The organism is Brevundimonas sp. EU05-FHT14B11 (assembly GCF_058790835.1).
Genome location: NZ_JBYTCY010000002.1, coordinates 390930 through 416166, shown reverse-complemented (window position 1 = coordinate 416166; position 25237 = coordinate 390930). Strand labels below are relative to the sequence as shown.

At 68.9% G+C, this 25237-nt stretch carries 28 protein-coding genes and 4 tRNA genes; 12 read left to right on the top strand and 20 right to left on the bottom strand.

Annotation, left to right across the window (positions count from 1 at the left end; translation table 11 throughout):
* Positions 1-56 precede the first annotated feature (56 nt).
* From AC3WRV_RS09505 to sseA, 3 genes are read left to right on the top strand one after another with little or no spacing between them, the layout of a single operon-like run.
* On the top strand, positions 57-1517 hold the full coding sequence (locus AC3WRV_RS09505; RefSeq protein ID WP_492313046.1) for a cryptochrome/photolyase family protein: 1461 nt from the start codon (positions 57-59) through the stop codon (positions 1515-1517).
* A 33-nt stretch (positions 1518-1550) separates the two neighbouring features.
* On the top strand, positions 1551-2771 hold the full coding sequence (locus AC3WRV_RS09500; protein WP_291832439.1) for an SAM-dependent methyltransferase: 1221 nt from the start codon (positions 1551-1553) through the stop codon (positions 2769-2771).
* Positions 2772-2793: 22 nt separating this feature from the next.
* Positions 2794-3627 (top strand): 3-mercaptopyruvate sulfurtransferase, encoded by an 834-nt coding sequence (sseA, locus tag AC3WRV_RS09495; protein ID WP_492313045.1) that lies wholly within the window; start codon positions 2794-2796, stop codon positions 3625-3627.
* Between the two features lie 55 nt (positions 3628-3682).
* Here sseA and AC3WRV_RS09490 read toward each other — a convergent pair whose 3' ends face one another.
* Both AC3WRV_RS09490 and AC3WRV_RS09485 read right to left on the bottom strand, forming a co-directional pair.
* Complete coding sequence (locus AC3WRV_RS09490) at positions 3683-4996, bottom strand: dicarboxylate/amino acid:cation symporter (protein ID WP_291832441.1); 1314 nt, start codon at positions 4994-4996, stop codon at positions 3683-3685.
* 32 nt (positions 4997-5028) lie between these two features.
* Positions 5029-6147, bottom strand: a complete 1119-nt coding sequence (locus tag AC3WRV_RS09485; protein ID WP_492313044.1) for an amino acid ABC transporter substrate-binding protein — start codon at positions 6145-6147, stop codon at positions 5029-5031.
* An 86-nt stretch (positions 6148-6233) separates the two neighbouring features.
* Between AC3WRV_RS09485 and metC the strand changes: the two genes are divergently transcribed.
* Together metC and AC3WRV_RS09475 are read left to right on the top strand one after the other, a co-directional pair.
* Entirely contained in the window at positions 6234-7415 is a 1182-nt protein-coding gene (gene metC / locus AC3WRV_RS09480) for a cystathionine beta-lyase (protein WP_492313043.1), read from the top strand.
* Positions 7416-7530: 115 nt separating this feature from the next.
* Positions 7531-7776: a hypothetical protein gene (locus AC3WRV_RS09475; protein WP_492313042.1), complete on the top strand. Its 246-nt coding sequence runs from the start codon at positions 7531-7533 to the stop codon at positions 7774-7776.
* 6 nt (positions 7777-7782) lie between these two features.
* Here AC3WRV_RS09475 and AC3WRV_RS09470 read toward each other — a convergent pair.
* Positions 7783-7859: transfer RNA gene (locus tag AC3WRV_RS09470), tRNA-Arg, on the bottom strand.
* A 126-nt stretch (positions 7860-7985) separates the two neighbouring features.
* Positions 7986-8294, bottom strand: a complete 309-nt coding sequence (locus AC3WRV_RS09465; protein ID WP_291832445.1) for an ETC complex I subunit — start codon at positions 8292-8294, stop codon at positions 7986-7988.
* Between the two features lie 144 nt (positions 8295-8438).
* Between AC3WRV_RS09465 and AC3WRV_RS09460 the strand changes: the two genes are divergently transcribed.
* The gene (locus AC3WRV_RS09460) at positions 8439-8768 is read left to right on the top strand and encodes a hypothetical protein (protein ID WP_492313041.1); all 330 of its coding nucleotides are present in this window, start codon (positions 8439-8441) and stop codon (positions 8766-8768) included.
* A 370-nt stretch (positions 8769-9138) separates the two neighbouring features.
* Here AC3WRV_RS09460 and AC3WRV_RS09455 read toward each other — a convergent pair.
* The 7 genes from AC3WRV_RS09455 to AC3WRV_RS09425 form a co-directional block, all read right to left on the bottom strand.
* Positions 9139-9215, bottom strand: a tRNA-Pro gene (locus AC3WRV_RS09455).
* Positions 9216-9265: 50 nt separating this feature from the next.
* Positions 9266-9736 carry a DUF192 domain-containing protein gene (locus AC3WRV_RS09450; protein WP_291832448.1) on the bottom strand — a complete coding sequence of 157 codons (471 nt, stop codon included), beginning with the start codon at positions 9734-9736 and terminating at the stop codon, positions 9266-9268.
* Between the two features lie 33 nt (positions 9737-9769).
* Complete coding sequence (locus tag AC3WRV_RS09445) at positions 9770-10333, bottom strand: cold-shock protein (protein WP_492313040.1); 564 nt, start codon at positions 10331-10333, stop codon at positions 9770-9772.
* Positions 10334-10790: 457 nt separating this feature from the next.
* A tRNA-Glu gene (locus tag AC3WRV_RS09440) sits at positions 10791-10865 on the bottom strand.
* Between the two features lie 77 nt (positions 10866-10942).
* Positions 10943-12763 (bottom strand): single-stranded-DNA-specific exonuclease RecJ, encoded by a 1821-nt coding sequence (gene recJ / locus AC3WRV_RS09435; RefSeq protein WP_492313039.1) that lies wholly within the window; start codon positions 12761-12763, stop codon positions 10943-10945.
* Positions 12763-13722, bottom strand: coding sequence for a class II fructose-bisphosphatase (gene glpX, locus AC3WRV_RS09430; protein ID WP_492313038.1), 960 nt, complete (start codon positions 13720-13722; stop codon positions 12763-12765). The genes recJ and glpX overlap by 1 nt, the downstream gene beginning before the upstream one ends.
* Positions 13723-13782: 60 nt before the next feature.
* On the bottom strand, positions 13783-14223 hold the full coding sequence (locus AC3WRV_RS09425; RefSeq protein ID WP_492313037.1) for a hypothetical protein: 441 nt from the start codon (positions 14221-14223) through the stop codon (positions 13783-13785).
* A gap of 90 nt (positions 14224-14313) precedes the next feature.
* On the opposite strand from AC3WRV_RS09425, the gene phaC reads away from it, so the two are divergent.
* The 3 genes from phaC to AC3WRV_RS09410 are packed head-to-tail and all read left to right on the top strand — an operon-like array spanning position 14314 to position 17877.
* Entirely contained in the window at positions 14314-16308 is a 1995-nt protein-coding gene (gene phaC, locus AC3WRV_RS09420) for a class I poly(R)-hydroxyalkanoic acid synthase (RefSeq protein WP_492313036.1), read from the top strand.
* Positions 16305-16685, top strand: a complete 381-nt coding sequence (locus AC3WRV_RS09415; protein ID WP_291841128.1) for a hypothetical protein — start codon at positions 16305-16307, stop codon at positions 16683-16685. Before phaC ends, AC3WRV_RS09415 begins: the two co-directional genes overlap by 4 nt.
* A gap of 31 nt (positions 16686-16716) precedes the next feature.
* Positions 16717-17877 carry a serine hydrolase domain-containing protein gene (locus AC3WRV_RS09410; protein WP_492313035.1) on the top strand — a complete coding sequence of 387 codons (1161 nt, stop codon included), beginning with the start codon at positions 16717-16719 and terminating at the stop codon, positions 17875-17877.
* A gap of 109 nt (positions 17878-17986) precedes the next feature.
* Here the strand turns inward: AC3WRV_RS09410 and msrB are convergent, their stop codons facing one another.
* The 5 genes from msrB to rplM form a co-directional block, all read right to left on the bottom strand.
* Positions 17987-18478, bottom strand: a complete 492-nt coding sequence (gene msrB / locus AC3WRV_RS09405; RefSeq protein ID WP_492313034.1) for a peptide-methionine (R)-S-oxide reductase MsrB — start codon at positions 18476-18478, stop codon at positions 17987-17989.
* A 49-nt stretch (positions 18479-18527) separates the two neighbouring features.
* A complete protein-coding gene (argC, locus tag AC3WRV_RS09400) occupies positions 18528-19460 on the bottom strand; it encodes an N-acetyl-gamma-glutamyl-phosphate reductase (RefSeq protein WP_291840633.1) in 933 nt (310 codons plus the stop codon).
* A complete protein-coding gene (locus AC3WRV_RS09395; protein WP_492313033.1) occupies positions 19457-19825 on the bottom strand; it encodes a hypothetical protein in 369 nt (122 codons plus the stop codon). The genes argC and AC3WRV_RS09395 overlap by 4 nt, the downstream gene beginning before the upstream one ends.
* Positions 19826-19904: 79 nt before the next feature.
* Positions 19905-20399: a 30S ribosomal protein S9 gene (rpsI, locus tag AC3WRV_RS09390; RefSeq protein WP_291840627.1), complete on the bottom strand. Its 495-nt coding sequence runs from the start codon at positions 20397-20399 to the stop codon at positions 19905-19907.
* Between the two features lie 2 nt (positions 20400-20401).
* Positions 20402-20878 carry a 50S ribosomal protein L13 gene (gene rplM / locus AC3WRV_RS09385; protein ID WP_291840623.1) on the bottom strand — a complete coding sequence of 159 codons (477 nt, stop codon included), beginning with the start codon at positions 20876-20878 and terminating at the stop codon, positions 20402-20404.
* Positions 20879-21182: 304 nt separating this feature from the next.
* Here rplM and AC3WRV_RS09380 point away from each other — a divergent pair, with 304 nt between their 5' ends.
* A complete protein-coding gene (locus AC3WRV_RS09380) occupies positions 21183-22595 on the top strand; it encodes an alkaline phosphatase PhoX (protein WP_492313032.1) in 1413 nt (470 codons plus the stop codon).
* Here the strand turns inward: AC3WRV_RS09380 and AC3WRV_RS09375 are convergent, their stop codons facing one another.
* Positions 22596-23666, bottom strand: a complete 1071-nt coding sequence (locus AC3WRV_RS09375) for a COX15/CtaA family protein (protein WP_492313031.1) — start codon at positions 23664-23666, stop codon at positions 22596-22598.
* A 137-nt stretch (positions 23667-23803) separates the two neighbouring features.
* Between AC3WRV_RS09375 and AC3WRV_RS09370 the strand changes: the two genes are divergently transcribed.
* Together AC3WRV_RS09370 and AC3WRV_RS09365 are read left to right on the top strand one after the other, a co-directional pair.
* Positions 23804-24055, top strand: coding sequence for a transglycosylase (locus AC3WRV_RS09370; protein WP_291837753.1), 252 nt, complete (start codon positions 23804-23806; stop codon positions 24053-24055).
* Complete coding sequence (locus tag AC3WRV_RS09365) at positions 24055-24255, top strand: DUF2842 domain-containing protein (RefSeq protein ID WP_291837750.1); 201 nt, start codon at positions 24055-24057, stop codon at positions 24253-24255. The genes AC3WRV_RS09370 and AC3WRV_RS09365 overlap by 1 nt, the downstream gene beginning before the upstream one ends.
* A gap of 68 nt (positions 24256-24323) precedes the next feature.
* On the opposite strand, the gene AC3WRV_RS09360 is transcribed toward AC3WRV_RS09365, so the two are convergent.
* The 3 genes from AC3WRV_RS09360 to AC3WRV_RS09350 form a co-directional block, all read right to left on the bottom strand.
* Positions 24324-24400: transfer RNA gene (locus AC3WRV_RS09360), tRNA-Pro, on the bottom strand.
* 55 nt (positions 24401-24455) lie between these two features.
* A complete protein-coding gene (locus tag AC3WRV_RS09355) occupies positions 24456-24881 on the bottom strand; it encodes a MerR family transcriptional regulator (RefSeq protein WP_291837748.1) in 426 nt (141 codons plus the stop codon).
* 8 nt (positions 24882-24889) lie between these two features.
* Complete coding sequence (locus AC3WRV_RS09350; protein WP_291837746.1) at positions 24890-25192, bottom strand: integration host factor subunit alpha; 303 nt, start codon at positions 25190-25192, stop codon at positions 24890-24892.
* Positions 25193-25237: the final 45 nt, after the last annotated feature.

Below are 25237 nucleotides of genomic sequence, written 5' to 3'. Positions count from 1 at the left end.
GGCGATCAGGTGGCGTTCGATGTTGAGGTTCGCAAGCTACCACGGAGGCCGACCGCATGACCACCAGACCGACACCCGTGATCCTCTGGTTTCGCCGCGACCTTCGACTGGCCGACAATCCAGCCCTCAATCACGCCGCGGAGACCGGCGCGCCGGTCATTCCGCTCTATATCCACGATGGGGGCCCGGTTCAGGACCGGGGCGGGGCGGCGTCGCTCTGGTGGCTGGACAAGTCCCTGCGGGCCCTCGACGAAAGCCTGCAGACGCGGGGTTCGAGACTGATCCTGCGGTCGGGTGATTCGGAAGCCGAGCTGCGTCGGCTGATCGGAGAAACCGGCGCCGGAGCCGTTTTCCTGAACCGCCGGTTCGAGCCTGAACTGTTCGCCCGCGACGCGGATATCGCCCATTCGCTCAAGGCCGAAAACGTCGAGGTGCGGGGCTGGAACGGTACGCTGATGTGCCGCCCCGGAGGCGTGCTGAACGGATCAGGGTCGCCCTACAAGGTCTTCACGCCGTTTCTGAAAAGCCTGCTCGCCGCTGCCGAACCCCCGGCGCACACGACCGGTCCGCGCCGTCTGGACACCCCCGCCTGGATCAAGAGCGAATCCCTGGACGGCTGGGGTTTGCATCCTTCGAAACCGGATTGGTCAACGGGCTTCGACTGGACGCCGGGCGAGGCCGGAGCGTCGGCGGCGCTCTCAACTTTCGTCAACGGCGGGCTGAAAGCCTACAGTCGTGACCGTGACTATCCGGCGGCGCCCGGCTGCAGCCGCCTGTCCCCGCATCTGCACTTCGGCGAGATCCATCCATGGCGGGCGATCCAGCAGGTTCGCGCCGCCGCCGCCGATGGTCGCGCGCCGTCATCGGAAGCGGACAAATTCACCGCCGAGCTGGGCTGGCGCGATTTCTCCGCACATCTGTTGCACCACTTCCCGCAGATGACGGACACGGCGTTCAGACCCGAGTACGACGCCATGCCGTGGCGCGACGATCCGGAGGGGCTTGAGGCCTGGCGGAGAGGCCGGACCGGCTATCCGATCGTCGATGCCGGGATGCGGCAGCTGTGGACCACCGGCTGGATGCACAATCGCGTCCGGATGATCGTCGCCTCGTTCCTGGTGAAAGACCTTCTGATTGATTGGCGGAAAGGCGAAGCCTGGTTCCGCGACACTCTCGTTGACGCTGATCTGGCAAGCAATGTTCAGAATTGGCAGTGGGTTGCGGCATCCGGAGCGGACGCGGCGCCGTATTTCAGAGTGTTCAATCCGGTGACCCAGGGGACGAAGTTCGATGCCAAGGGACAATATGTCCGCCGCTGGGTCCCCGAGATCGCGGCGCTTCCCGACAAGTGGCTGCATGCGCCCTGGACCGCTCCGCCGGAAATCATGCGCGGGATCGGTCTTCGGCTCGGCCACGACTATCCCCGACCGATCCTTGATCATGCGGAGGCCCGCGACCGCGCGCTCGAGGCCCTACGGACGATCACGGCTGCCCGTCACGACGATCCAGGCCATTGACGCGCGGGGGTCGGCCACCCAACATCTTCAGTCATGACGTCGGTCACTACCGATCTGCATCAGATCACCGCCCGCACCCCACGCGGGTTCGCGCTGTTCCTGCGCCTTCTGAGCGCCAACTGGACCTTCGGACGGCTGACGGTCCTGCTGCCCAATGGCGAGACGCACCGGCTGGAGGGCGAACAGCCCGGCCCCTCGGCCGTCCTCGACATTCGCGACTACCGTTTCGCTCGCCGCGTACTGGCGAGCGGGGACATCGGTTTCGCCGAGGGCTACATGGCCGCCGAGTGGGAGACGCCGCACCTGGCGCCCCTGCTGGAGGTGCTGGCCCACAACTACGACAGCATCCGCCGCCTGTTCGATGGGCATCCGGTGATGAAGGCGGTCAACTGGCTGTCGCACCGGATGAACCGCAACAGCCGCTCGGGCTCGCGCAAGAACATTCATGCCCACTACGACCTGGGCAACGCCTTCTACGCCGCGTGGCTGGACCCCTCGATGACCTATTCGTCGGCCCGATTCGCGGCGCCCGACATGGCCCTGGAAGCGGCGCAGCGCGAGAAATACGCCGCCCTGGCCCGGCTGATGGATCTGCGGTCCGGCCAGAGCGTGCTGGAGATCGGTTGCGGCTGGGGCGGCTTCGCCGAATTCGCCGCGCGCGAGGTCGGCGCCACGGTCACCGGCATCACCATCTCGCAGCAGCAGTACGATTTCGCCAAGCAGCGGCTGTTCGACGCCGGCCTGTCGGACAAGGCCGACATCCAGCTGATCGACTATCGCGACGTGCGCGGGCAGTTCGACCGGGTCGCCTCCATCGAGATGTTCGAGGCCGTGGGGCAGGAATACTGGCCCGCCTATTTCGGCAAGATCCACGAGGTCCTCGCGCCCGGTGGCCGGGCGGGCCTGCAGATCATCACCATCGATGACGCCCTGTTCGGGGGCTACGCCAAGCGGACGGACTTCATCCAGAAATACGTCTTCCCGGGCGGCATGCTGCCCTCCGAGGCCAGCCTGAAGCCGGTGATCGAACAGGCGGGCCTGGGCTGGCAGGCGATCGAACGCTTCGGGCTCGACTACGCCGAGACCCTGAAGCTGTGGGACGAGCGGTTCCAGGCGGCCTGGGGCGAAGTCGGCCGCATGGCCGGGTTCGACGAGCGGTTCCGCCGGCTGTGGCGCTTCTATCTGGCCTATTGCGAGGCGGGCTTCCGCTCGCGCCGGACGGACGTGGTCCAGCTGGCGCTGGCAAAGGCCTGACGCCAGGCGCATAGGCGGTCCCATGACCTCCCCCCTGATCTCCGCCGACGACCTCGCCGCCCGCCTGGGCGATCCGAACCTGCGCATCGTGGACGCCAGCTGGCATCTGGACGGCCGGGACGCCCGCGCGGACTTCGCGCAGGCGCACATTCCGGGCGCGGTCTTCCTGGACCTGGACGCCGTGTCCGACCCGGACAGCCCCCTGCCCCACACCCTGCCCGCGCCCGCGGCCTTCGCGGCCTCGGCGGGCGTGCTGGGCCTGTCGGACCGGAACCGCATCGTCGTCTACGACACGACGGGCCTGTTCTCGGCGGCGCGCGTCTGGTGGATGCTGAAGATCATGGGCGCCCGCGACGTGCGGGTGCTGGACGGCGGCCTGCCCGCCTGGCGGGCGCGGGACCTGCCGGTCGAGGACGGGCTGCCGCCCCGGCCGGACTTCGCCGTGTTCAGCCCGGATTTCGAAGCGTCCGCCGTCGCCGCGCTGGAGGATGTGCGGACCGCCCTGGACGACGGGACCCAGGTGGTTGACGCCCGGGGAGCCGCCCGCTTCCGGGGCGAGGCGTCCGAACCCCGGCCCGGGGTGCGGCCCGGACACATGCCCGGCGCGCTGAACCTGCCCTATGGCTCGCTGCTGACCCCGGACGGAACGATGAAGCGCGGCGACGCCCTGGAAGCCGCCTTCCGTGACGCGAGCGTGGACATCGAGCGTCCGGTCGTCACCACCTGCGGCTCGGGCGTCACCGCCGCCATCCTGATCCTTGGCCTGACCGAGCTGGGCCGTTCGGCGCGGCTCTATGACGGCAGCTGGAGCGAATGGGGCTCGCCCGAAGGCGGCCCCGTCGTCACCGGCCCCTAGAGCCTGATCGTTTTAGACGGAATCGCGAAGCGATTCCTCCTCAACGGATCAGGCTCTAGGCGCCCGGAGCCACCGGCTCGGGCGCGTCGTCGGGGACAACGTCGTCGGTCTCGCCGCGCGACACCACCGTGGCCAGCACCAGGTCGCCGGTGACGTTCAGCGTGGTGCGGCACATGTCGAGGAAGCGGTCGACGCCGAGGATCAGGCCGATCCCCTCCACCGGCACATGGACCATGGCCAGGATCATGGCGACCACCGGCAGCGAGCCGGCCGGCACGCCCGCGGTGCCGACGCCGCCCAGGATGCAGACCAGCATGACGACGACCTGCTGGGTCAGCGACAGCTCGACGCCGAAGAACTGGGCCAGGAACAGGACCGTCACCCCCTCGAACAAGGCGGTGCCGTTCTGGTTGGCGGTGGCGCCGACGGTCAGCACGAAGCGGGCGATCTTGCGCGGCAGGCCCAGCTGCTCCTCGGCGGCGCGCAGCGACACCGGCAGGGAGGCGTTGGACGAGGCGGTCGAGAAGGCCACCACCATCGGCTCACGGATGCCGCGGAAGAATTTCAGCGGATTCATGCCGCCCCCGATCCAGACGACCAGCGGGTAGACCACGAACATGTGGATCGCCATCGCGCCCACGGCCACGCCGACATAGGCGGCCAGACGGACCAGCAGGTCCCAGCCGAACACCGCCGCCAGCTTGAACATCAGGCAGGCGATGGCGATGGGAGCCAGTTTGATGAAGAGGTTGATCAGCTTCATCGTGACCTCCAGCAGGCCCTCGACGGTCCGCTGCAGATTGTCGGTCTGGGGCGACTTGGCCATGACCAGCCCGATCCCGAAGAACAGGGCGAAGATCATCACCGGCAGAATCTGGTTCTCGGCCGCCGCCGTGACGACGTTGGACGGGATCAGGTCGAGGAAGAACTGATCGAACTGGACGCCGCCCTGGGCCTTCTCGACGATCTCGCTGGCGCCCTGCGCGCCCTGCGCCAGCAGCTGCTTGGCCAGATCGGCCGGAACGCCCTCACCCGGACGGAAGTAGTTCACCATGCCCAGGCCGATCACCACCGCGACGCCCGAGACGATGATGGTCAGCAGCAGGGTCTTGATCCCCGCGCGCCCCAGGGACTTCAGGTCGCCCATCTCCGCCACCCCGATCACCAGGGCCGAGAAGAGCAACGGAATGACCATCATGAAGAGGAGCTTCAGGAAGATCTGGCCGATCGTCCCGGCGATCACCACGGGCCACCAGTCCGCCGTGGGCTGCAGGGCGAAATTGGCCCACAGGCCGCCCGCCAGGCCGATCACAAAGCCGGCCAGCATCAGCCAGTGAAGAGCGATCCCGCCCTTTTTGGTCGTTTCCATGAAGAAGTTCCCCCGGCTTTAGAGCCGCGTCGTTATCGGATCGGCAGACCGTAGATCAAGCCGGCGGGCCGCTGGTTCCATTGTGCATTGAGCCCGCGGGCGAGGTCGAGCGAAGAATCCGCGCCCACATTGCGGGCGAAGATTTCTCCATAGTTGCCTTCGGCGACGAGCGCATCCTTCATCCACGACTTCGACAGCCCCAGCATGGGGCCGAAGTCGCCCTCGGCGCCCAGCAGGCGGCGGATGCGCGGATCGCGGGAGTCGTCGGCCATGGCGGCCGCGTTCTGTCGGGTCACGCCCAGTTCCTCGGCCAGGATCAGCCCGTTCAGGGTCCAGCGGACCACCGAGGTCCAGGCCTCGTCGCCGCGCTTCACCGCAGGGCCCAACGGCTCCTTGGAGATGACGTCGGGCAGGATGGCGTGCTGTTCGGGATTGGGCAGCAGGGTACGGGCGGCGGCCAGGGCCGAGATGTCGGCGCTGAAGGCGTCACAGTCCTCGCGCGCATAGGCCTCGCGCGCCTCTTCCTCGTTGGCGGTGACGACGGGCCGGTATTCGATGCCTCGGGCGCGGAACCAGTCGGCGACGTTCAGCTCGCTGGTCGAGGCCCGCTGCACGCAGACCCGGGCGCCGTTCAGCTCGGTCGCGCTGGCCAGGGTCAGCGAGCGCCGCACCAGGAAGCCCTGGCCGTCGTAATAGTTGATGCCGGCGAACCGGACTCCCTCCTGCGCCTCGCGCGACAGGGTCCAGGAGGTGGTGCGCCACAGCACGTCGACCCGGCCGCTGCGCAGGGCCTCGAAGCGCTGGCTGGTGGTCAGGGGCACGAAGCGCACCGCGTTCGCATCGCCCAGCACCGCCGCCGCCAGGGCGCGGCAGAAGTCGGCGTCGAAGCCGCGCCACTGGCCGCGATTGTCGGTGTAGGCGAAACCGACCAGCCCCTCGTGCACGCCGCAGTTCAGCCGGCCGCGCCGCTTGATCGCCTGCAGGGTCGGGCTGTTGAAGGCCGGGGCGGCGGTCGGCGGATGGGCGGCCGCGTCTTCCGGCGTCTCGTCCCTGGGCGCGCCCTGGCCGCAGGCGGCGACCGCCAGCGTCAGCAGCAGCGCCAGCGCGCCCGCCAGCGCCTGCTTTCGAACCCCTGTCCTGCCTGTCCGCATTCCGCGCCTCGTCAGTGCCTGTCAGACTTGCGCCCCGGTGCGTTTAGAGGCCTTTGAGGCCTGAACCGCAACCCCGCGAGCCGCCGATGACCGACCGTTCCGACCGTACGCGCCTGATCGCCGGGGCCACGCGCCGCACGCCGGGACCCGCGTCCGGACGCCGACCGGTGTCGCCGCCGATCGAGCGGGCCTCGACCCTGCTCAACGATTCGCCCGCGGCCATGCGGGACGGTTCGCTGGGGCCGACCTACGGCATCGAGGACCTGACCGCCGGCCGCGAACTGCGCGCCGCCCTGGCCCAGTTGGAGGGCGCGTCGGACGTCTGGCTGGTTCCCTCGGGGCTGGCCGCCGTCACCGTGCCCCTGACCGCCCTGCTGAGGCCCGGCGATCAGGTCCTGACCACGGACGCCCTGTACGGCCCCAGCCGCCGCTTCCTGCACCGCCACCTGAAGCCGCGCGGGATCGATACCGCCTTCCACGCCGCCGACGCCTCCACGGACCGGATCCTGTCCACCCTGACCGACCGCACCCGCGTGCTGCTGATCGAATCGCCGGGCTCCCTGACCTTCGACATGGCCGACGTCCCGGCGCTCGCCGCCGCCTGTCGGGCGCGAGGCGTCCTGACCGTCATGGACAACACCTGGGGCGCGGGTCTGGCCTTCAAGCCGCTGGCGCACGGCGTCGACGTCAGCGTCCAGGCCCTGACCAAGTATGCGGGGGGGCACTCTGACCTGCTGATGGGGTCCATCGCCGTGGCGGACGACGCCGTCGGCAAGCCCATCTTCGAAACCCTTGAGGACAACGGCTGGCGGGTCACCTCGGACGACGCCTGGCTGGCGTTGAGGGGCCTGCGCACCCTGCCCCTGCGCTATGCCGAACAGGCCCGTTCGGCAGGCGTCGTGGCCGACTGGCTGCTGGCCCGGCCCGAGGTCGCCGAGGTGCTGTGGCCCGCCCTGCCCGGTTCGCCCGCCCACGCCCTGTGGAAACGCGACTACACCGGCGCCGCCTCCCTGTTCGGGGTCGTGATGCAGGGCGGGACCGAAGCCGCCGCCCACGCCCTGATGGCGGCGCTGAACCTGTTCGGCCTCGGATACTCCTGGGGCGGGTTCGAAAGCCTGATCACCCATGAGACCGGCCAGCTGTCGATGCGCGCCTCGCCGCCGGCGCCGGCGGGCCAACTGCTGCGCCTGCATGTCGGGCTGGAGGCTCCGGCGGACCTGATCGCCGACCTGGAGGCCGGTCTCGCGGCCTGGCGGGCGGCGCTCTAGGGCTTCGCGCGCCACGTCTTCTCCGGGAGCGATGGACCCTTTTCCCCCGGCATCCGTTTCCGTGGTCCCGACGGACCGGGCGGCTCCCGGCCGCGCGCCTCGGCCGGAGCGTTCGATGGCCCGCGATCCCTATATCTTCCGCAGAAGCTGGACCCTGACGGCCTGGTCCTGCCTTGGCGCGCTGGCGGTCATGACCTTGCTGTTCGTCGTCATCTACCAGACCCGGGGCGGCGATCCGGCCGACAGGGCCGCTCTCGAAGCGCGTCAGGTCCAGGCCGTCGCGGCCATGGATCAGGCCCAGGCCGCCGCGGACGCCCGACAGGCCGCCGCGCGCGCGGAACAGGAAAAGCTGCTGTACTGATGTAGGTGGCGCGCCCAGCAGGACTCGAACCTGCAACCGTCCGCTTAGAAGGCGGGTGCTCTATCCGGTTGAGCTATGGGCGCCCGATGGGGCGGAACGCGGGCTGCATGCCAAAATCGCATGATGGCGACACCAGCGACAGGCGAGAAACGGCCTCAAGTAGCCCGAAGGGCGGTAAGCCGCTTAAAAGCACTAGTCGCCAGAGGCGACTAGTGCGTCCAGGACTGCTTGCGGTAGGTGGCGAAATTGTCGGCGTAGGCCTTGAGGATCACCGGCGGCTCCTGCGGCTCGTGCAGGCGGAAGGCGATGCCGTGGCGTTCGGCGTAGGCGACGGCCTCTTCCTTGGAATCGAAGGTCAGGCGGACCTGGCCGTTCATGTCCGACGATGAGGTCCAGCCCATCAGCGGGTCGATGGTCCGCGCCGAGGCCGGTTCGAACTCCAGCCGCCAGTCTCTCGACTTGGCCTTGCCGGATTGCATGGCGGTCTTGGCGGGGCGGTAGATGCGGGCGATGGCCATGGCGGTCTCTCGAACGGTTGCCGCCGTAATACAACGCATTCGCCGTCGCTCAAGCGCCAAACCGCGCCCTTCGCAGCCGCCCGCCGCCGGCCTTGCGTGAAAAATCCTTGAAATCTCCACATGCCTCCGCGCGGCGACCGGCGCATGAAGGGTCATCACTTTCACGGCGAGGCCGAGATGACGGGCATGACCAAGACCGACGGCGGACAGCGGTTTCCGCTTTGGCGCGTGGCGATGTGGGGCGGGATCGCGGCCCTGCTGCTGCTGCCCGCCGTGGCGATGCAGTTCACGCACGAGGTCGCCTGGGGGCCCGAGGACTTCACCTTCGCCGGCGTCCTGCTGATCGGCGCGGGCGCCCTGTTCGAACTGGCGGCGTGGAAATTCCGCAGCCTGACCGGCCGGCTGATCTCAGCCGTCGTCATCCTGGGCGTCGTGCTGCTGATCTGGGCCGACGCCGCGGTGGGCGTCTTCTAGGGCCGCCTAGGCCTCCAGCGCACTATGAGACAGGGCGGCGTCGCCTCAGGAAGGTTGAGACAAACAGCGCTCCGCCTGTCAGAGCCATGCAGAGCGCGGCATATACGGCTCCGGTCATCCACCCCGTCGCGCCGAACATGACGACAGCGATCCAGTGATCGAGGAACAGGCTGCGAAGGCCGAGGTAAGCGACCGTTCCCGCCAGAAACAGGACGACGCCTATCACTCTCAGATGAGGGCTGTCCAAGAAGCGCATCCGCGTCGCCTTCCAAACAATTCCACCAATGAGAGTATCGGGACAGTTTGGAGTCAAGCGCCAGCATCGCAAAGGATGTCGCGGGGCCGGCCATCCGCTTCTGGATTTTAGTGATGGTCGGAGTGAGAGGATTCGAACCTCCGACCCTCTGGTCCCAAACCAGATGCGCTACCAGGCTGCGCTACACTCCGGCGGCGGGATTTGACACACTCGTCGTCCCGCCGCAACGCGCCTGACGACCTTATTCGGCGAAGAAGGGATGCGCGACCTTGTCGCCCGGCTTGGCGCCGATCTCGTCCGACCGGCCCGCGCGCAGTTCCAGCACCCCCATGGCCGGTCCGTTCGACGGCAGGACCCGGTCGTTGTTGGGCGCCGCGTTCTTGACGATCGAGACGATACGGCCGTGCGGGTCGATGTAGATGATGTCCAGCGGGCTGGGCGTGTTGTGCATCCAGAAGCCGCGCTCGGCGACGTCGGGGAACTGGAACAGCATGCCGCGATCGTCGGCGAGCGGCGGACGCTCCATCAGGCCGCGCTGGCGCTCGGCTTCATCGTCGGCGATCTCGACCATGAATTTGTGCGCGCCGCTCGAGGTGGTGATGGTCAGCGGCTCCATCGGCTGGCCGTCCGGCCCCTTGGGCGTCCCGAGAGCGCAGCCGGCCAGCAGCACCGCACCGGCGACGAGCGCCGGAATTCCACGACGATGAATCATTCGCATCCGCCCTTTGCAAAGGGAGCGGATGTCCTATCCGCCCATCCTGATTTCAGCGACCACCAGCCCCTTGGGGCCATCGGCGAACCGCACCGAAACCGACTCTCCGGGCAGGAGATCGTCCAGCCCGCAGCGCCGAAGCGTTTCGACATGGATGAAGATATCTCCGGGTTGGCCGTCGCGCACCACGAATCCGTAGCCCTTGGTGCGGTTGAACCATTTCACCACCGCCGGCTCGAGCGGACCGCCGGGGACGGGCGGCGCCGCCTCGCTGGACTGGCGCAGGCCTTCATAGCCCGTCGGACGGCGCGGCTGCTGGACGGCCAGGGCGGGATCGCCCTCGCCCAGGTCGACGATCTCGATCACCTGCCAGCCCTTGGGGCGGCGTACGCAGTCGCAGGAAATGGGCGCGCCCTCGGCCGCGGTCTCGTGTCCGCTGTCGCGCAGGCTGGAGATGTGCAGCAGCACGTCCTTCAGGTCGGTCATGCCCGGGTCGTCAGGTACGATGAACCCGTAGCCCTTGCCGGGGTCGAACCACTTGACCCGTCCGGCGATCCGCACCGCGGTCACCGTTTCCCCACCCTCGTAGTCAGACACAACTTTCCCCCTGCCCGGGATCTGTACGGGCACGTCTTATTTAACACGGTTCTTTGAACACCTGAAAAGCGAAAAACACCCATTTTCGTTGGTTGTGCAGTCGAATTCGTTCAACCGTTGCCGGATCGCCCGGAGCACGGATGTTTCACACGGCGTGGCGGGTCGCCGGGGCGATAGGGCTTTGAGATCAAGGGCAAGGGCCCTAGCCCACTGGCCTGCGAGGCCACGCCGGCGTCCTGGCCCGCGGTCAGGCGGACGGCTCTTCCGGCAGAATCTCACCCACGGCGGCCCGGCCGGGGTTCCGGACCGGACGATGTCGATGAGAAGAAAATCGATCCGTGCGCCCGCACGGATCAGCGCCCGGCGTCCATCACGGCGACGCTCAACGGCGTGGCGGCGCGCGCCGGAAAGGCTCGCGCGGGACTGACGATTTCAGGGGGAGGAGGAATGCCCCGCGTGGCAGTCCCTAGGGGAATCGAACCCCTCTTTTCAGGTTGAAAACCTGACGTCCTAACCGATAGACGAAGGGACCGCTGCGCGGGGAAGCGGCGATATAGCCGCCGACTCCGCAGGCTGCAACGCCTTTTCGCAGAAAAATTGAGATCGCGGTTATAGCTGGCTCATGCGGGGATCGGCGACGTCCTCGATCTCGAATTGAACGCCGCGACGCCCGTTCCAGTCGTCCGCCTTCAGACGGCCCGTGACGCTCAGCCCCCCCTGCCCCGCCAGCAGGGCCTTGCCGGTCGGCAGGTCGGCGCAGCGCCAGGCGATGGCCTTCACCGAGGCCCCGTCGGCGCCGACCAGTCGGCAGCGCACATGACCGCCGTTCATGGCCACCGGTTCGCGCACCGAGACATGCTCCATAGCGAACAGGGGTTCGGGATTGGCCGGGCCGAAGGGGGCCAGGGCGTCGAACTGCTCGAACAGGGCGCGGGTGGCCGCCACGGGCTCGATCAGGGCGTCGATCTCGACCCCGTCCAGCGCCTCGGCCGCCGCCTGTTCGCCGGCCATCCGGCCGTTGAGGAAGTCGCGCAGCTCGCCGATGCGATCCGCCTTGACCGTCAGGCCCGCCGCCATGGCGTGACCGCCGCCGGCGAGCAGGATCCCCGCCTCCCATGCGGCCTGCACGGCCTTGCCCAGGTTCATGCCCGGCTGTGACCGGCCCGAGCCCTTGCCCAGCCCGTTCACGGCGTCGACGCCGATGACCACCACGGGCTTGCGCCAGCGCTCGCGCAGCCGTCCGGCCACGATGCCGACGACGCCCGGGTGCCAGTCGTCGCCCTCGATGACCACCACGGCCGAGCCGTCGTCGTGGGCGCCCGTCGCCTCGACCCGGCGCATGGCCTGGTCGGTGACCTGTTTCTCGACCTCGCGGCGGGCGATGTTCAGGGCGTCCAGCTCCTGCGCCAGCGCCATGGCCTCTTCGGGATCGTCGGTGGACAGCAGCCTTGCCCCGAGATCGGCCTTGCCGATCCGTCCGCCCGCATTGATGCGCGGGCCCAGGATGAAGCCCGCGTGATTGACCTTGGCCGGCCCCGGCTCGGCCCCGGCGGCGGCCAGCAGGGCCTTCAGCCCCGGATTGCCCCAGTCGGACATGACCTTGAGGCCGAGGCTGGTCAGGGCCCGGTTGAAGCCGGTCAGGCCGGTCACGTCGCAGATGGCGCCCATCGCCGCCAGGTCCAGCCACTGACGGATGTCGGGCTGCTCCCGGCCCCCAGATTCTGGAGTGAACAGCCCCCTGCCCCGCGCCTCGCGGTTCAGGGCGGCCAGCAGGACGAAGACCACCCCGGCGGCGGCCAGGTTGCCCTGCCCCGAGTTGCAGCCGGGCCGGTTCGGATTGACGACGGCCAGGCACTGCGGCGGCTGCTCGCGCATCATGTGGTGGTCGATGACCACGACCTTCAGGCCGATGGCGGCCGCATGGGCCACCGCCTCATTGGCCGCCGCGCCGCAGTCGACGGTGACGACCAGATCGGCGCCCGAGGCCTTCAGGGTGTCGAAGGCCTTGGCGCTGGGGCCATAGCCCTCGGTGATGCGGTCGGGGACATAGATGGGCAGGTCGGCGCCCATGGCCCGGAACCAGCGCACCAGCAGGGCCGCGCTGGAGGCGCCGTCCACGTCGTAGTCGGCGAAGACGTGCACCGACGCCCCGGCCTGCAGGGCGTCGACGATGGCCGTGGCGGCCGCATCCATGTCGGTGAAGCTGGAGGGGTCCGGGAACAGGGCCTTGAGCGTCGGCGTCAGGAAGTCCTGCCCCTGGTCGGCGCGCACGCCCCGCGCCGCCAGCGCCCGGGCCAGCGGCTCGTCCAGCCCCAGGGCCTGCATATGGGCGCGGATGACGCCGGGCTCGGCGGGCCTTTGCCGCCAGACGCGGCCGGAGAGCGAGCGGGAGACGCCCAGAAAGGCCGGAGCGCTCCCGCCGTCCGCCATCAGGCGACCGGGCGCGTGGTGCGGATGCGCTGCACGGTGCGGGTCGAGGAATCCATCACCAGCGTATGGGTGGTGACGAAGCCGTCACGGAAATGGACGCCGTCCAGCATCGCGCCCTTGGTCACGCCGGTGGCGGCGAAGATGGCGTCCTTGGAGACCAGCTCGTGCAGGTCGTATTTGCGGTCGAAGTCGGTCACGCCGGTGCGGCGGGCGCGCTCGCGCTCGTCGTCGTTGCGGAAGATCAGGCGGCCCTGGAAGAAGCCGCCGACGCATTTCAGGGCCGAGGCCGCCAGCACGCCTTCCGGCGCGCCGCCCGAGCCCAGGTACATGTCGATGCCGGTTTCAGGCTCGGCGGTGTGGATCACGCCGGCCACGTCGCCGTCGGTGATCAGCACCACCTTGGCGCCGACCTCGCGCAGGGCGGCGATCAGCTCGGCGTGACGCGGACGGTCCATGACGCAGACGGTGATTTCCGAGGCCGGGACGCCCTTGGCCTTGGCGAGGTTGCGGACGTTGTCCTGCGGGCTGTTGTCCAGATCGACCGTGCCGGCGGGATAGCCCGGGCCGACGGCGATCTTGTCCATATAGGTGTCGGGCGCGTGCAGCATGCCGCCGCCGGGCGACATCGACAGCACGCACAGGGCGTTGGCCATGGCCTTGGCCGTCAGGGTGGTGCCTTCCAGCGGGTCCAGGGCGATGTCGATGACCGGGCCTTTGCCGGTGCCGACCTTCTCGCCGATGTAGAGCATCGGGGCCTCGTCGCGCTCGCCTTCGCCGATGACGATCTTGCCGTCGATATCCAGGGCGTTCAGCGCCGTGCGCATGGCGTCGACGGCCAGCTGGTCGGCGGCCTTTTCGTCGCCGCGCCCGATCTGGGCGTAGGAGGCGATGGCGGCCAGCTCGGTCACGCGCGCGGCGTCGGCGGCGAGGGTCGAAGCGTAGGGGGCCGTGTCGGCCATGAGCGTTCTCCGTGAGGCGATGATCCCCGGATTCTGTCGCCCGGGCGATTCTGAAAGGGATTAGCGGCGGTCGACCGGCGGCGGGGCGCGTCCGCGTTCGCGGGCGGCGCGCAGGCGGGCGTCGATCTCGGCCTGGGTTTCGGCCGAAGCGGGCGCGATCGGGGTGGCGGCGATGCGGGCCCGCACGGCTTCGGTGAAGGCCGCGGCGTCGCCGTCGGTCTGCCAGTCGATTCGCGAGGCCTCGCCCGCCAGCGCCCCGGCGCTGACCCGCAGGGTGTTCACCTGGGCGGCGATCTGGGCCGGTTCGGGCGCGGGCGTGGCCTTGGGGAAGTCCTCCCAGGCGGGATAGCGGCGGTTGGCTTCCACCAGCGCCTGCACCTGCGGGGCGACGGGCGAAGCCGTGTCGGTGTGGGGCGAGAAGGCCCCGGCGCAGGCCGAAAGCAGGCCCGCCCCCGTCAGGACGACGCACAGCGCAGCAATTTTCCGGATCGGCGCGTTCATTTCACTGGCGGTCTACGCCATGATCGTGACAGGCGGAAGGGCGGCGCGAGTCCTTTACGTCCAATAATGACGCGCAGCAGGAACCGCCGCATGGCCAGACGCCCGACCGTCCCGCCGCCCGAGCCCCCCGTCGCCGGGGCCGCGAAGGCGCCGCGCCGCGCCGGCCGCCCGACCTCGGCCAAGCCGCCCCGCCCCCGCGCCGCCAAGGCCGCGGCCGCGGCCGCCGCGCCGGAGCCGGAAGCCGCGCCGCAATCCCAACCTCGCCCCGAGGCCGCCGCGCCCGAACCCGAGCCGGGACCCGCCGCCGCTCCGTTCGGCGCCGAGCAGCGCGAGATGCTGGAGACCCTGTCGCTGAACCTGGCCAAGGCCGCCATGACGGCCCAGACGGCCATCGCCGAGGCCGCGCTCAGCCAGGCGGACCGGCCCGCCGCCCTGTCGCCCGATCCGTTCAACGTTGGCCCGGCCATGACCTCGGTGATGTCCAGCCTGGTCTCGCGCCCCGACCGGCTGTTCAGCGCCCAGGCCGACCTGTTCAACCGCTACATGGACCTGTGGGCCTCTTCGGCCCGTCGGGCCGCGGGCGAGGAGCCCGCCGCTGAGCCGTCGAAGGACAAGCGTTTCAAGGACCCGGCCTGGTCCGAGAACCCTATGTTCGACGTCATGCGCCAGTCCTATCTGGTCACCGCCGACTGGATGAACGGGCTGGTGTCTTCGGTCGAGGACGTCGATCCGCGCACCAAGCGCCGGGCCGAGTTTTTCACCAAGCTTCTGACCGACGCCTTCTCGCCGTCCAACTTCCTGGCCTCCAACCCCGCCGCCCTGAAGGCCCTGGCCGAGAGCAACGGCGAGTCGCTGGTCAAGGGGATGCAGAATTTCGCCGCCGACCTGGAGCGCGGCCAGGGCAAGCTGAAGATCAGCCAGGCCGACTACGGCAAGTTCGAGGTCGGGGTGAACGTCGCCACCGCCCCCGGCCAGGTGGTCTGGCGCGACGACCTGTTCGAACTGCTGCAGTACGACCCGGCGACCGAGACCCAGCATGAGATCCCGCTGCTGATCTTCCCGCCCTGGATCAACAAATTCTACATCCTGGACCTGCAGCCCGAGAACTCGATGATCCGCTGGCTGTCGGCCCAGGGGTTCACTGTTTTCGTCTGCTCCTGGGTCAATCCTGACCGGGACAAGGCCGGCTACGGCTTCGACGACTATCTGCAGAAGGGCGTCTATCGTGCGATCGAGAAGGTGCTGGAGCAGTCGGGCGCCAAGTCGGTCAACACGGTCGGCTACTGCATCGGCGGGACCCTGATGGGCGCGGCGCTGGCCCATATGGCGGCCAACAAGGATGCGCGCGTCTCGGCCAACACCTTCTTCGCCGCCCAGCACGACTTCGCCGAAGCGGGCGACCTGCTGCTGTTCACCGACGACCACTGGCTGAACGAGATCGAGCAGCAGATGGACGCCGCCGGCGGGGTCCTGCCCGGCGCGGCCATGGCCGAGACCTTCAACGCCCTGCGCGCCAACGACCTGATCTGGTCGTTCTTCGTCAGCAACTACCTGATGGGCAAGGCGCCGGCCGCCTTTGACCTGCTGTTCTGGAACGCCGACCAGACGCGCATGCCCAAGGCCCTGCACATGGACTATCTGCGCTCCATGTACGGCAGGAACGCCCTGACCCAGGGCGACTTCAGCATCGGCGGCCAGGCCATCGACCTGTCGAAGGTGACCATCCCGCTCTATTTCCAGGCCAGCCGCGACGACCACATCGCACCGATGAACTCGGTCTACCGCTCGGCCCGGGCCTTCCCCAACGCCGACGTGACCCTGACACTGGCGGGGTCGGGCCATATCGCCGGGGTGGTCAATCCGCCCTCGGCCAACAAGTACCAGCACTGGATCAACCCCGCCCTGCCCGCGACCCTGGCCGAATGGCAGGCGCAGGCCGAGGAACATCCCGGAAGCTGGTGGAACCACTGGGCGGCGTGGCTGCGTGAGCGGTCCGGCGGCCAGGTCCCCGCCCGCGATCCGAAGACGGGCCCGCTGACGCCGGTCGAGCCGGCCCCCGGGGCCTATGTGAAAGTGAAGTCTTGAAGCGTTTCGAACCCAATCTGCTGCTGGCCGTCTCCACCGGCCTGAGCCTGCTGCTCGTCCTGCTCACCACCAGCCTGACCGAGCCCCAGCCGATCCAGTTGCGCAACCTCCTGATGGCGGTGATCTGCGCGGGCGGCTTCATTCTGCTGAGTCCGCGACTGGCGAAGATGACGGGTCAGCCGCCGCGCCCGCCGATGATCCATCCGGACAGCCCCGGCACGGCCGTCTGGGCCGCCCTGTTCCCGGCCATCGTCACGGCGATCGCCGTGCTGCCCGTGCTCTTCCCCGGTCCGGATTACGGACTGGCGGTCATCATCGCCGCGGTGATCTTCGGCGTGACGGCGGAGTCGGCGATCAAGGCGCGGCGCGCGGGCTGACGCAGCGGCGGCCGCCCTGCTAAGCTGGCGCATGAACCGTCTCGCAGCCTGCCTCGCCGCCGCCGTCCTGCTCGCCGGCGCCCCGCCCGCCTCGGCCCAGCAGCCGACGCCGGAGACCAACCCCGCCGGAGTGCTGTTCTGGGCGCCCGCGGACCGCGAGCGGGCCTTCCGCACCATGGACACCATCATGCCGCACGCGCCCGTCCGGCGCGGCGACACGCCCGTGCGCGCCCTGCCCGCGGGAACGCCGATCGCGCTGGACCCGACCGCCTACATGCAGGCCGAAAAGGTCGCCGGGGTGCTGGTCATCCAGGACGGCCGCATTCGGCTGGAGCGCTACGGCCTCGGCATCGGACCGCAGAACCACTGGGTTTCCTTCTCCATGACCAAGAGCCTGACCTCGACCCTGGTCGGGACGGCGCTGAAGAGCGGCGCCATCGGCTCGCTGGAGGATCCCGTCACCCGCTACCTGCCGGGCCTGGCGGGCGGCGGCTATGACGGCGTGACCGTGCGCCAGCTGCTGACCATGACCTCGGGCGTGGCCTGGGACGAGGATTATTCGGATCCGAACTCCGACGTCGCCCGCTTCCTGCAGGAACCGGCCTTCGACGGGCGCGATCCGGTCGTCACCTACATGGCCCGCCTGCCCCGCGCCCATCCTCCGGGCGCGCACTGGAACTACTCCACCGGCGAGACCAATCTGATCGGAACCCTGGTCGCCGCCGCCGAGCGTCGTCCGTTGGCCCAGCTTCTGTCCGAGCGCCTCTGGTCGCGCGCGGGCATGCAGGCGGACGCCTTCTGGGCGCTGGACCAGGGCGGGCGCGAGATGGGCGGCTGCTGCGTCTCGGCCACCCTGCGCGACTGGGGCCGCATCGGCCTGATGGCGCTGGACGGCGGCGAACTGGGCGGCGAGCACATCGTTCCCGACGACTGGTTCGCCCAGGCCGTGACCAAACAGGCCGAGACCGGCGATCCCGGCGAGGGCTACGGCTTCCAGTGGTGGACCCAGGACGACGGGATCTTCGCCGCCTACGGCATCTTCGGCCAGACGATCCGCGTCGATCCCGAGCGCCGGCTGGTCATCGTCCTGCTGTCCGCCTGGCCGGAGGCCACGGGCCGGGCCCACAGCGCCGCCCGCCGCGCCTTCATCCGCCAGGTGGTCGAGGCGGTGGACGCCGCCCCGCAGAACTAGACCATTTTTGCTTCAGGTCGCTTCGACCTGAATCCAAAAAATGGTCCAGCATCAAACTGGAGCGAAATCTGAGCCGAGCCGGACTGCGTCCAGCTCAACCGATTTCGCTCTAGGCGGGCTGGAAGATCAGCGACACGCCGTTGTTGCAGTAGCGCTTGCCCGTCGGCGCCGGGCCGTCGTCGAACACATGGCCCTGATGCCCCAGGCAGCGGGCGCAGTGGTACTCGGTGCGCGGGATGCCCAGCGCATAGTCCCGCTTGATCCCGACATTGGCGGCCATCACCCGGGTGAAGCTGGGCCAGCCGGTGCCGCTGTCGAACTTCCACTCCGAGCGGAACAGCGGCAGTTCGCAGCCGCGGCAGACGAAGGTCCCGCGCCGGTGCTCCGCGTTCAGCGGACTGGTCCCCGGCCGCTCGGTGCCCTCATGGCGCAGCACCTGATAGCTGAGCGCCGGCAGCCGCGCCCGCCACTGGGCGTCGGTGATCCGCCGGAAGGGCGAGTTGGCGTACTGCGCCTCCGAGGCATCGGCGACTTCCGGTGCGCACGCGCTCAGCGCCGCCGCGCCGGCGGTCAGGAACAGGGCTCTGCGGGTCTGGGTCATGACATTGATACGTCGGGAGGCCCGACGCAGATGCAACCCCTCCCCCACGTCAGGTCAGCCCGGCGGCTTCATCCAGTCCCAGCATCAGGTTCAGGTTCTGCACCGCCGCGCCGGACGCGCCCTTGCCGAGGTTGTCCAGCAGAGCCACCAGTCGCGCCTGCTCTCCCCCCCGGTCGCCGAACACATGCAGCCGCATGCGGTTGGTGCCGTTCAGCCCCTCCGGGTCGATCCCGGTCATGGCCTCGGTCTCTTCCAGCGAGGCGACTTCGACGAAGCGTTGACCGGCATAGGCCTCGACCAGGGCGCCGTGCACCACCTCGACGGAGGGCGAGCCCGGCAGGGCCGACAGGTGCAGCGGAACCTCGACCAGCATCCCCTGCCGGTACGACCCGACGGCGGGCGCGAACAGCACCTTGCGCTCCAGCCCGGTATGCCTGGTCATCTCCGGTACATGCTTGTGCTTCAGCGTCAGGCCATAGGCGCGATAGGCCTCGGCCCCGCCGCCCTCGAACTCGGCGATCATGGCCTTGCCGCCGCCGGAGTAGCCGCTGACCGCATTGACCGTCACCGGCCAGCCCGCCGGCACGATCCCCGCCGACACCAGCGGACGCACCAGGCCGATCAGGCCGGTCGGATAGCAGCCCGGGTTCGACACCCGCGTCGAGGCGGCGATGGCCTCGCGCTGGCCCGGCGCCATCTCGGCGAAGCCATAGGTCCAGTCGGGATCGACCCGGTAGGCGGTCGAAGCGTCGATCACCCGCACCGCAGGGTTCTCGATCATCGACACCGCCTCGATGGCCGCGTCGTCGGGCAGGCACAGGATCACCGCGTCGGCGCCGTTCAGCGCCTCGCGCCGCGCCTCGACGTCCCGGCGGCGGTCGCCCAGCAGGATCAAGTCCAGATCCGGGCGCGTTTCCAACCGCTCGCGGATCTCGAGCCCCGTGGTGCCCGCCTCGCCGTCGATGAAGATGGTGTGGGTCACAGATAGAACTCCGGGCCGCCGCGCTTGATCACGGCGACCGCCTCATAGGGGCCGATGTCAGTGTAGATAAGCAGCGCCGCGCCGTTCCCGAACCCGATCCGCATTTCGAGGTCGCTTGCCTCCATCGAAACAGCTTTCTGGTCGATCAGCGCATGGAATTCGATCGGCTTCTCGACGAACCATTCCTTGTCGTACGCAACGCTTGAGCCATCGGGCCTGACATAGCCGACGTTCAAACCGGCATCGACATAACACCCGTTGTCGAAAACGAAGCGCAACGAGGTCGCGTTGACGGCGATCTGAATCAGCCGCGCGGGCCCTTCGATTAGAAAAGCCAGTCTGTCTGCAGAGGGGAAGGCGTACATGGCGCTCTCCAGCGAGTCCCAAAGAAAAAGGGCGCTCCGGTTTCCCGAAGCGCCCCCATCCAACCCGTAATGAAACGGCTTAGCGCTTCGAGAACTGGAACGAACGGCGAGCCTTGGCGCGGCCGTACTTCTTGCGCTCGACGACGCGGCTGTCGCGGGTCAGGAAGCCGTGCGGCTTCAGGACCTTGCGCAGTTCCGGCTCGTAGTGCGTCAGGGCGTGCGACAGGCCGTGGCGGATGGCGCCGGCCTGGCCCGACAGGCCCGAACCTTCGACGGTGCAGACCACGTCGAACTGGGTTTCACGCTCGGTGACGACCAGCGGCTGGGCGATCATCATGCGCAGAACCGGACGAGCGAAGTACTGCTCCTGGTCCTTGCCGTTGATGGTGAACTTGCCGGTGCCCGGCTTCACCCAGACGCGGGCGATCGCGTTCTTGCGCTTGCCGGTCGAATAGGCGCGGCCCTGGGCGTCCAGCTTCTGGACGTAGACGGGGTGCTCTTCGCCCACGCCCGGAGTGCCGAGGCCCTTCAGGGCGTCGAAGCCGGTGGCGGTGTCGTTGGTGACGTCGGTCATGCTCAGACGCTCCGGGTGTTCTTGGGAGAGGCCGACGCGAAGTCGATCGTCTCGGGCGACTGGGCTTCGTGGCTGTGCGCGGCGCCGGCGAACAGACGCAGGTGCGTCATCTGCTTGCGGGCCAGCGGGCTTTCCTTCGGCAGCATGCGCTCGACGGCCTTCTCGAGCACGCGCTCGGGGAAGCGGCCGCCCAGAACCTTCTCCGGGGTCGTCGACTTGACGCCGCCCGGGTGACCGGTGTGGCGGTAGTAGATCTTGTCGGTGTTCTTCTTGCCGGTGAAGACGACCTTGTCGACGTTGGTCACGATGACATAGTCGCCGCAATCGACGTGCGGGGTGTAGTCACCGCGGTGCTTGCCGCGCAGACGGTTGGCGATGAAGGTCGCGAGACGGCCCACCACGACGCCTTCAGCGTCGATGTGGATCCATTTCTTCGTGACCTCGGCCGGCTTCAGCGAAGCCGTAGTGCTCTTCAGCATAACGAGGAGTCCTTGGGAGACGGGCGAAACGGGTGTTCTCCGGCGGGACCGGTGAACGGAAGGCGCGCTGATAGAGGAAGCCCGGCGCGGGGTCAATGCCGGTTTGTGCACCCACATCGCATCATCTCATTGTAAAATAATGAGAAAACTTAAACGGTATTAAAATACCGCATCAATGCGCGACCTTTGCCGCCGTTTGTCGGCCCGGATGACCGCCGGGACGATCCGCCGCGCTCGCTGTCACAGAACCCTGACCGACGCCCGGCATAAGCGCGGCAGTTCCTGTCACCGGAGTGCCGGCCCCATGCCTATCGACCGTCGCGGCGTCCTGACCACGGGCGCCGCCGCCCTCGCCTTCACCGGCCTGGCCCGTCAGGCCTCGGCCCAGGCGGCGACCGCCGAGACCTATGTCAACGAGGTCGAGGGCTATGGTCCGCTGCGGCCCGATCCGAACGGCCTGTTCGACCTGCCCGAGGGCTTCTCCTACACCGTCGTCTCCCAAGGCGGCGAGACCATGGACGACGGCCTGCTGGTCCCCGGCCAGTTCGACGGCATGGGCTGTTTCGCCCTGTCCGGCACGCAGGTGGCGCTGGTCCGAAACCACGAGCTCAAGGGCTCGTCGCGGGCGCACCGCAACTGGGGCCCCGGCGGCTACCGGCAGGAGCGTCTGGGCCGGGTCGACGCCTCCAAGGCCTATGACACCTACAAGAACGGCCAGGTCCTGCCCGGCGGCACGACCACCGTCGTCTACGACCTCAAGACCGGCGAGACCGTGCGCCAGTTCATGAGCCTGGCCGGCACCTCGACCAACTGCTGCGGCGGCATGACCCCCTGGGGCAGCTGGCTGACCTGCGAGGAGACCGAGGAGACGCCCGCCACCGCCGACGTGATGAAGGCGCACGGCTATATCTTCGAGGTCCCCGCCGACGCCGACGGCCTGGTCCAGGCCGTGCCGCTGAAGGCCATGGGCCGCTTCGACCACGAGGCGGTCTGCGTCGATCCCCGCACCGGCATCCTCTACCAGACCGAGGACCAGGGCGACGGCCTCTTCTACCGCTTCATCCCCACCACCCCGGGCAAGCTGGTCGACGGCGGGCGGCTGCAGGCCATGGTCGTGCGCGGCTCCCCGGGCGCGGACACCGCCAACCACAACGGCGCGCGCTTCTGGAGCGTCGGCGACTGGAAAGAGGTCGACTGGATCGATCTGGACGACGTCGAAAGCCCCAACGGCGACTTGCGCAAGCGCGGCCACGCCGACGGCGCGGCGCTGGTGGCGCGCGGTGAAGGCATCCACTGGGGCGACAATGAACTGTATCTGACCGCCACCTCGGGCGGCCCGATCGAGCGCGGCCAGATCCTGCGCTACGTCCCCTCGCCCGACGAGGGACAGGACGGCGAACGCGCCCGCCCCGGCCGCATCCAGCTGTTCGTCGAGAGCCTGGACGAAAGGGCCATGAACATGGCCGACAACCTGACGGTCGCGCCCTGGGGCCACCTGATCGTGTGCGAGGACAACTATTCCGCGGCGATCCGCAACCACCTGAAGGGCGTGACCCCGGACGGCAAGCTCTACACGCTGGGCCGCAACGTCTTCCAGGGCAACTCAGAGCTCTGCGGCTGCGTCTTCTCTCCGGACGGCGAGGTGCTGTTCGTCAACATCCAGTACCCGGGCGTGACCCTGGCGATCACGGGGCCCTGGGATACTGTGCGGGCGTAGTCAGAACAGCCCGCGCGACCTCGGACCCGACACGAACAGCCGCGGCTGCGACCGGCGGACCAGCCACAGGTTCACGGTCGCCGTCGCCAGCACCAGCGCCGCCCCCGCCTGATGCAGGGCGCCCAGCCACAGGGGCACGGCGTGCATCAGGGTGACGACGCCCAGCAGGGCCTGCAGCCACAGGGCGGCGGCGACGACAAAGCCGCTCGCGCCCAGCCCCTCGGCCAGCCGCCAGCGCCACGCCTGCACCGCATAGACCGTGCCGCCGATCAGCAGGCCGTAGGCCCAGATGCGGTGATTGAACTGGACCAGCGCCTGGTCGTGCAGGAAGGCCAGCGCCCCCTTGCCCCACTCGACCGGCGGGAAGACCGCGCCGTTCATCAGCGGCCAGTCGGTGTAGACGAACCCCGCCTTGGCCCCGGCCACCAGCCCGCCCAGCAGGCACTGGATGAAGACCGCGCCGAGCAGAACGGCCGCGCCGCGGCTCCAGCCTCCCGGCGAGCGCGAACGCTCCTCGCCGTTCCAGGCCTCCAGCCCGGTCCAGATCAGGCCCATGAAGATGATGAGGGCGAGGCCCAGGTGGGTCGCCAGGCGCTCGGGGGCCACGTCGACCCGCTCGCTCAGGCCGCTGGTCACCATCCACCAGCCGATCAGCCCCTGCAGCCCGCCCAGCCCCAGCAGGACTACGCAGCGCGAGATCAGCCGGCGCTGCACCTTGCGCATCAGCAGCAGGACCGCGAACGGCACGGCGAAGGCCACCCCGATCAGCCGCCCCAGCAGGCGGTGGAGCCACTCCCAGAAGAAGATGCCCTGGAACTCGGCCAGGCTCATCCCGGCGTTGATCTGCTGGTATTGCGGGATGGCCTTGTACTTCTCGAAGGCGTCCATCCACTGGGCGTGGTTCATCGGCGGCAGGGCGCCCATGATCGGCTTCCACTCGGTGATCGACAGGCCCGAGCCGGTCAGGCGGGTCACGCCGCCCACCACGACCATGACGAAGACCAACGCCGCCACCGCCCACAGCCAGATCGCCACCGACCGGCTTTGATCGCCACCGCCCAAACGCTTCATTCGACGCCTGCCGTTCCGCCCGTTACACTGCCGCTCGCGCGCTACTCGCCGCGCCCGGACCTGTGCGGTATGCCCGCGCATGAGGGCGAGATCGAGTCGCTTTTCGGCGCCCTGTCGCCGCATGCTGGAGAGGCCGTTTGCAGTACGCCGACATCGTCACCGCCGTTCTCGGCGCCTTCGTGCTGGCCTGGCTGGCCGATCTGCTCACTGGCCGCCGCGGCCTGTTCGCGACCGGGCTGGTCTCGGGCGTCGGCGCGATCGCGGGCGCCTTCCTGGCCGTCCGCGTCTTCGCCGTCTCGACCATGGACCAGTGGGGCTGGGTCCTGTGGTCGATGATCGCCTCGGCCGTCGCCCTGGCCGCCTTCTTCCTGTTCCGCAGCAAGCGCTGATGGGCGGCCGCACCCGGCGCTTCATCGCCATGATCGCCGTGCTGGTCTTCCTGGTCGTGTGGATCTGGGGCGTCATCGCCCTGCGCGGCCTGTTCGGCCCCAACATGCTGCTGGACCTGCTGTTCTTCGCCGTCGGCGGCATCGGCTGGGGCGTGCCGCTGTATCCGCTGTTCAAATGGGCCGAGAGCGGCAAGGACTGACGCAGGCCGGAATTGCGAAGGGGCCGTCCGAAGACGACCCCTTCAACCAACCGATTTTCTTTCGAAAATGGTCGGAGCGACAGGATTCGAACCTGCGACCCCTTGACCCCCAGTCAAGTGCGCTACCAGGCTGCGCCACGCTCCGAGAGGCGCTCCCTATAGACGGGGTCGCGCCGCGCGCAAACCCAAAAAAGAGGTCTTCAGGCGGATCGCGACAGGGCGGCTTCCAGACGAGCGCGCGCGCCTTCCAGTTCCGCCAGAACCTGACGCAGCCGGACCGACGATACGGCCGCGGGCGCCGGCGCGGGCGCGGGCTCCGGCGTCGCGCCCTCGGGCTCGAACGCCACCAGGCCTTCGGGGTCGCCCCAGGCGGCGATGCGCTTGAGGCCCTGTTCACGGAACAGGCGCTGCACCCCCTTGATGGTCAGGCCCTCGTCATGCAGCAGCCGCTTGACGGCCTTCAGCAGCACGATGTCCTGCGGCCGGTAGAACCGGCGGCCGCCCGCGCGCTTCAACGGCGCGACGAAGGTGAATTTGGTCTCCCAGAAGCGCAGGACGTGCTGGGGCGCGCCGACCTCGTCGGCGGCCTCCGAGATCGTCCGGAACGCTTGAGGGCTCTTGGCCATGCGTCAGATCAGGCGGTCACGACAGCGTCGTGCACCCGGCCCTTCATGATCTGCGAGGCGCGGAAGCTGATCACCCGGCGCGGGTTGATCGCCGCCGGTTCGCCGGTCTTGGGATTGCGGCCCATGCGGGCGCGCTTCTCGCGAACCTGGAAGACGCCGAAGCCCGACAGCTTGACGGTCTCGCCGCGCTCCAGCGACTCGACGATCAGTTCGAGGGTGCGCTCGACCATCTGGGAGCATTCCTGCCGCGAAAGGCCCACTTCCTCGTGGACAGCCTCGCAAAGATCGGCCCGCGTCAGGGTCTGCGTCACCGGTCACTCCCCTCAATCGTCAGTGGGTCGCATAAAAGGGCAAGC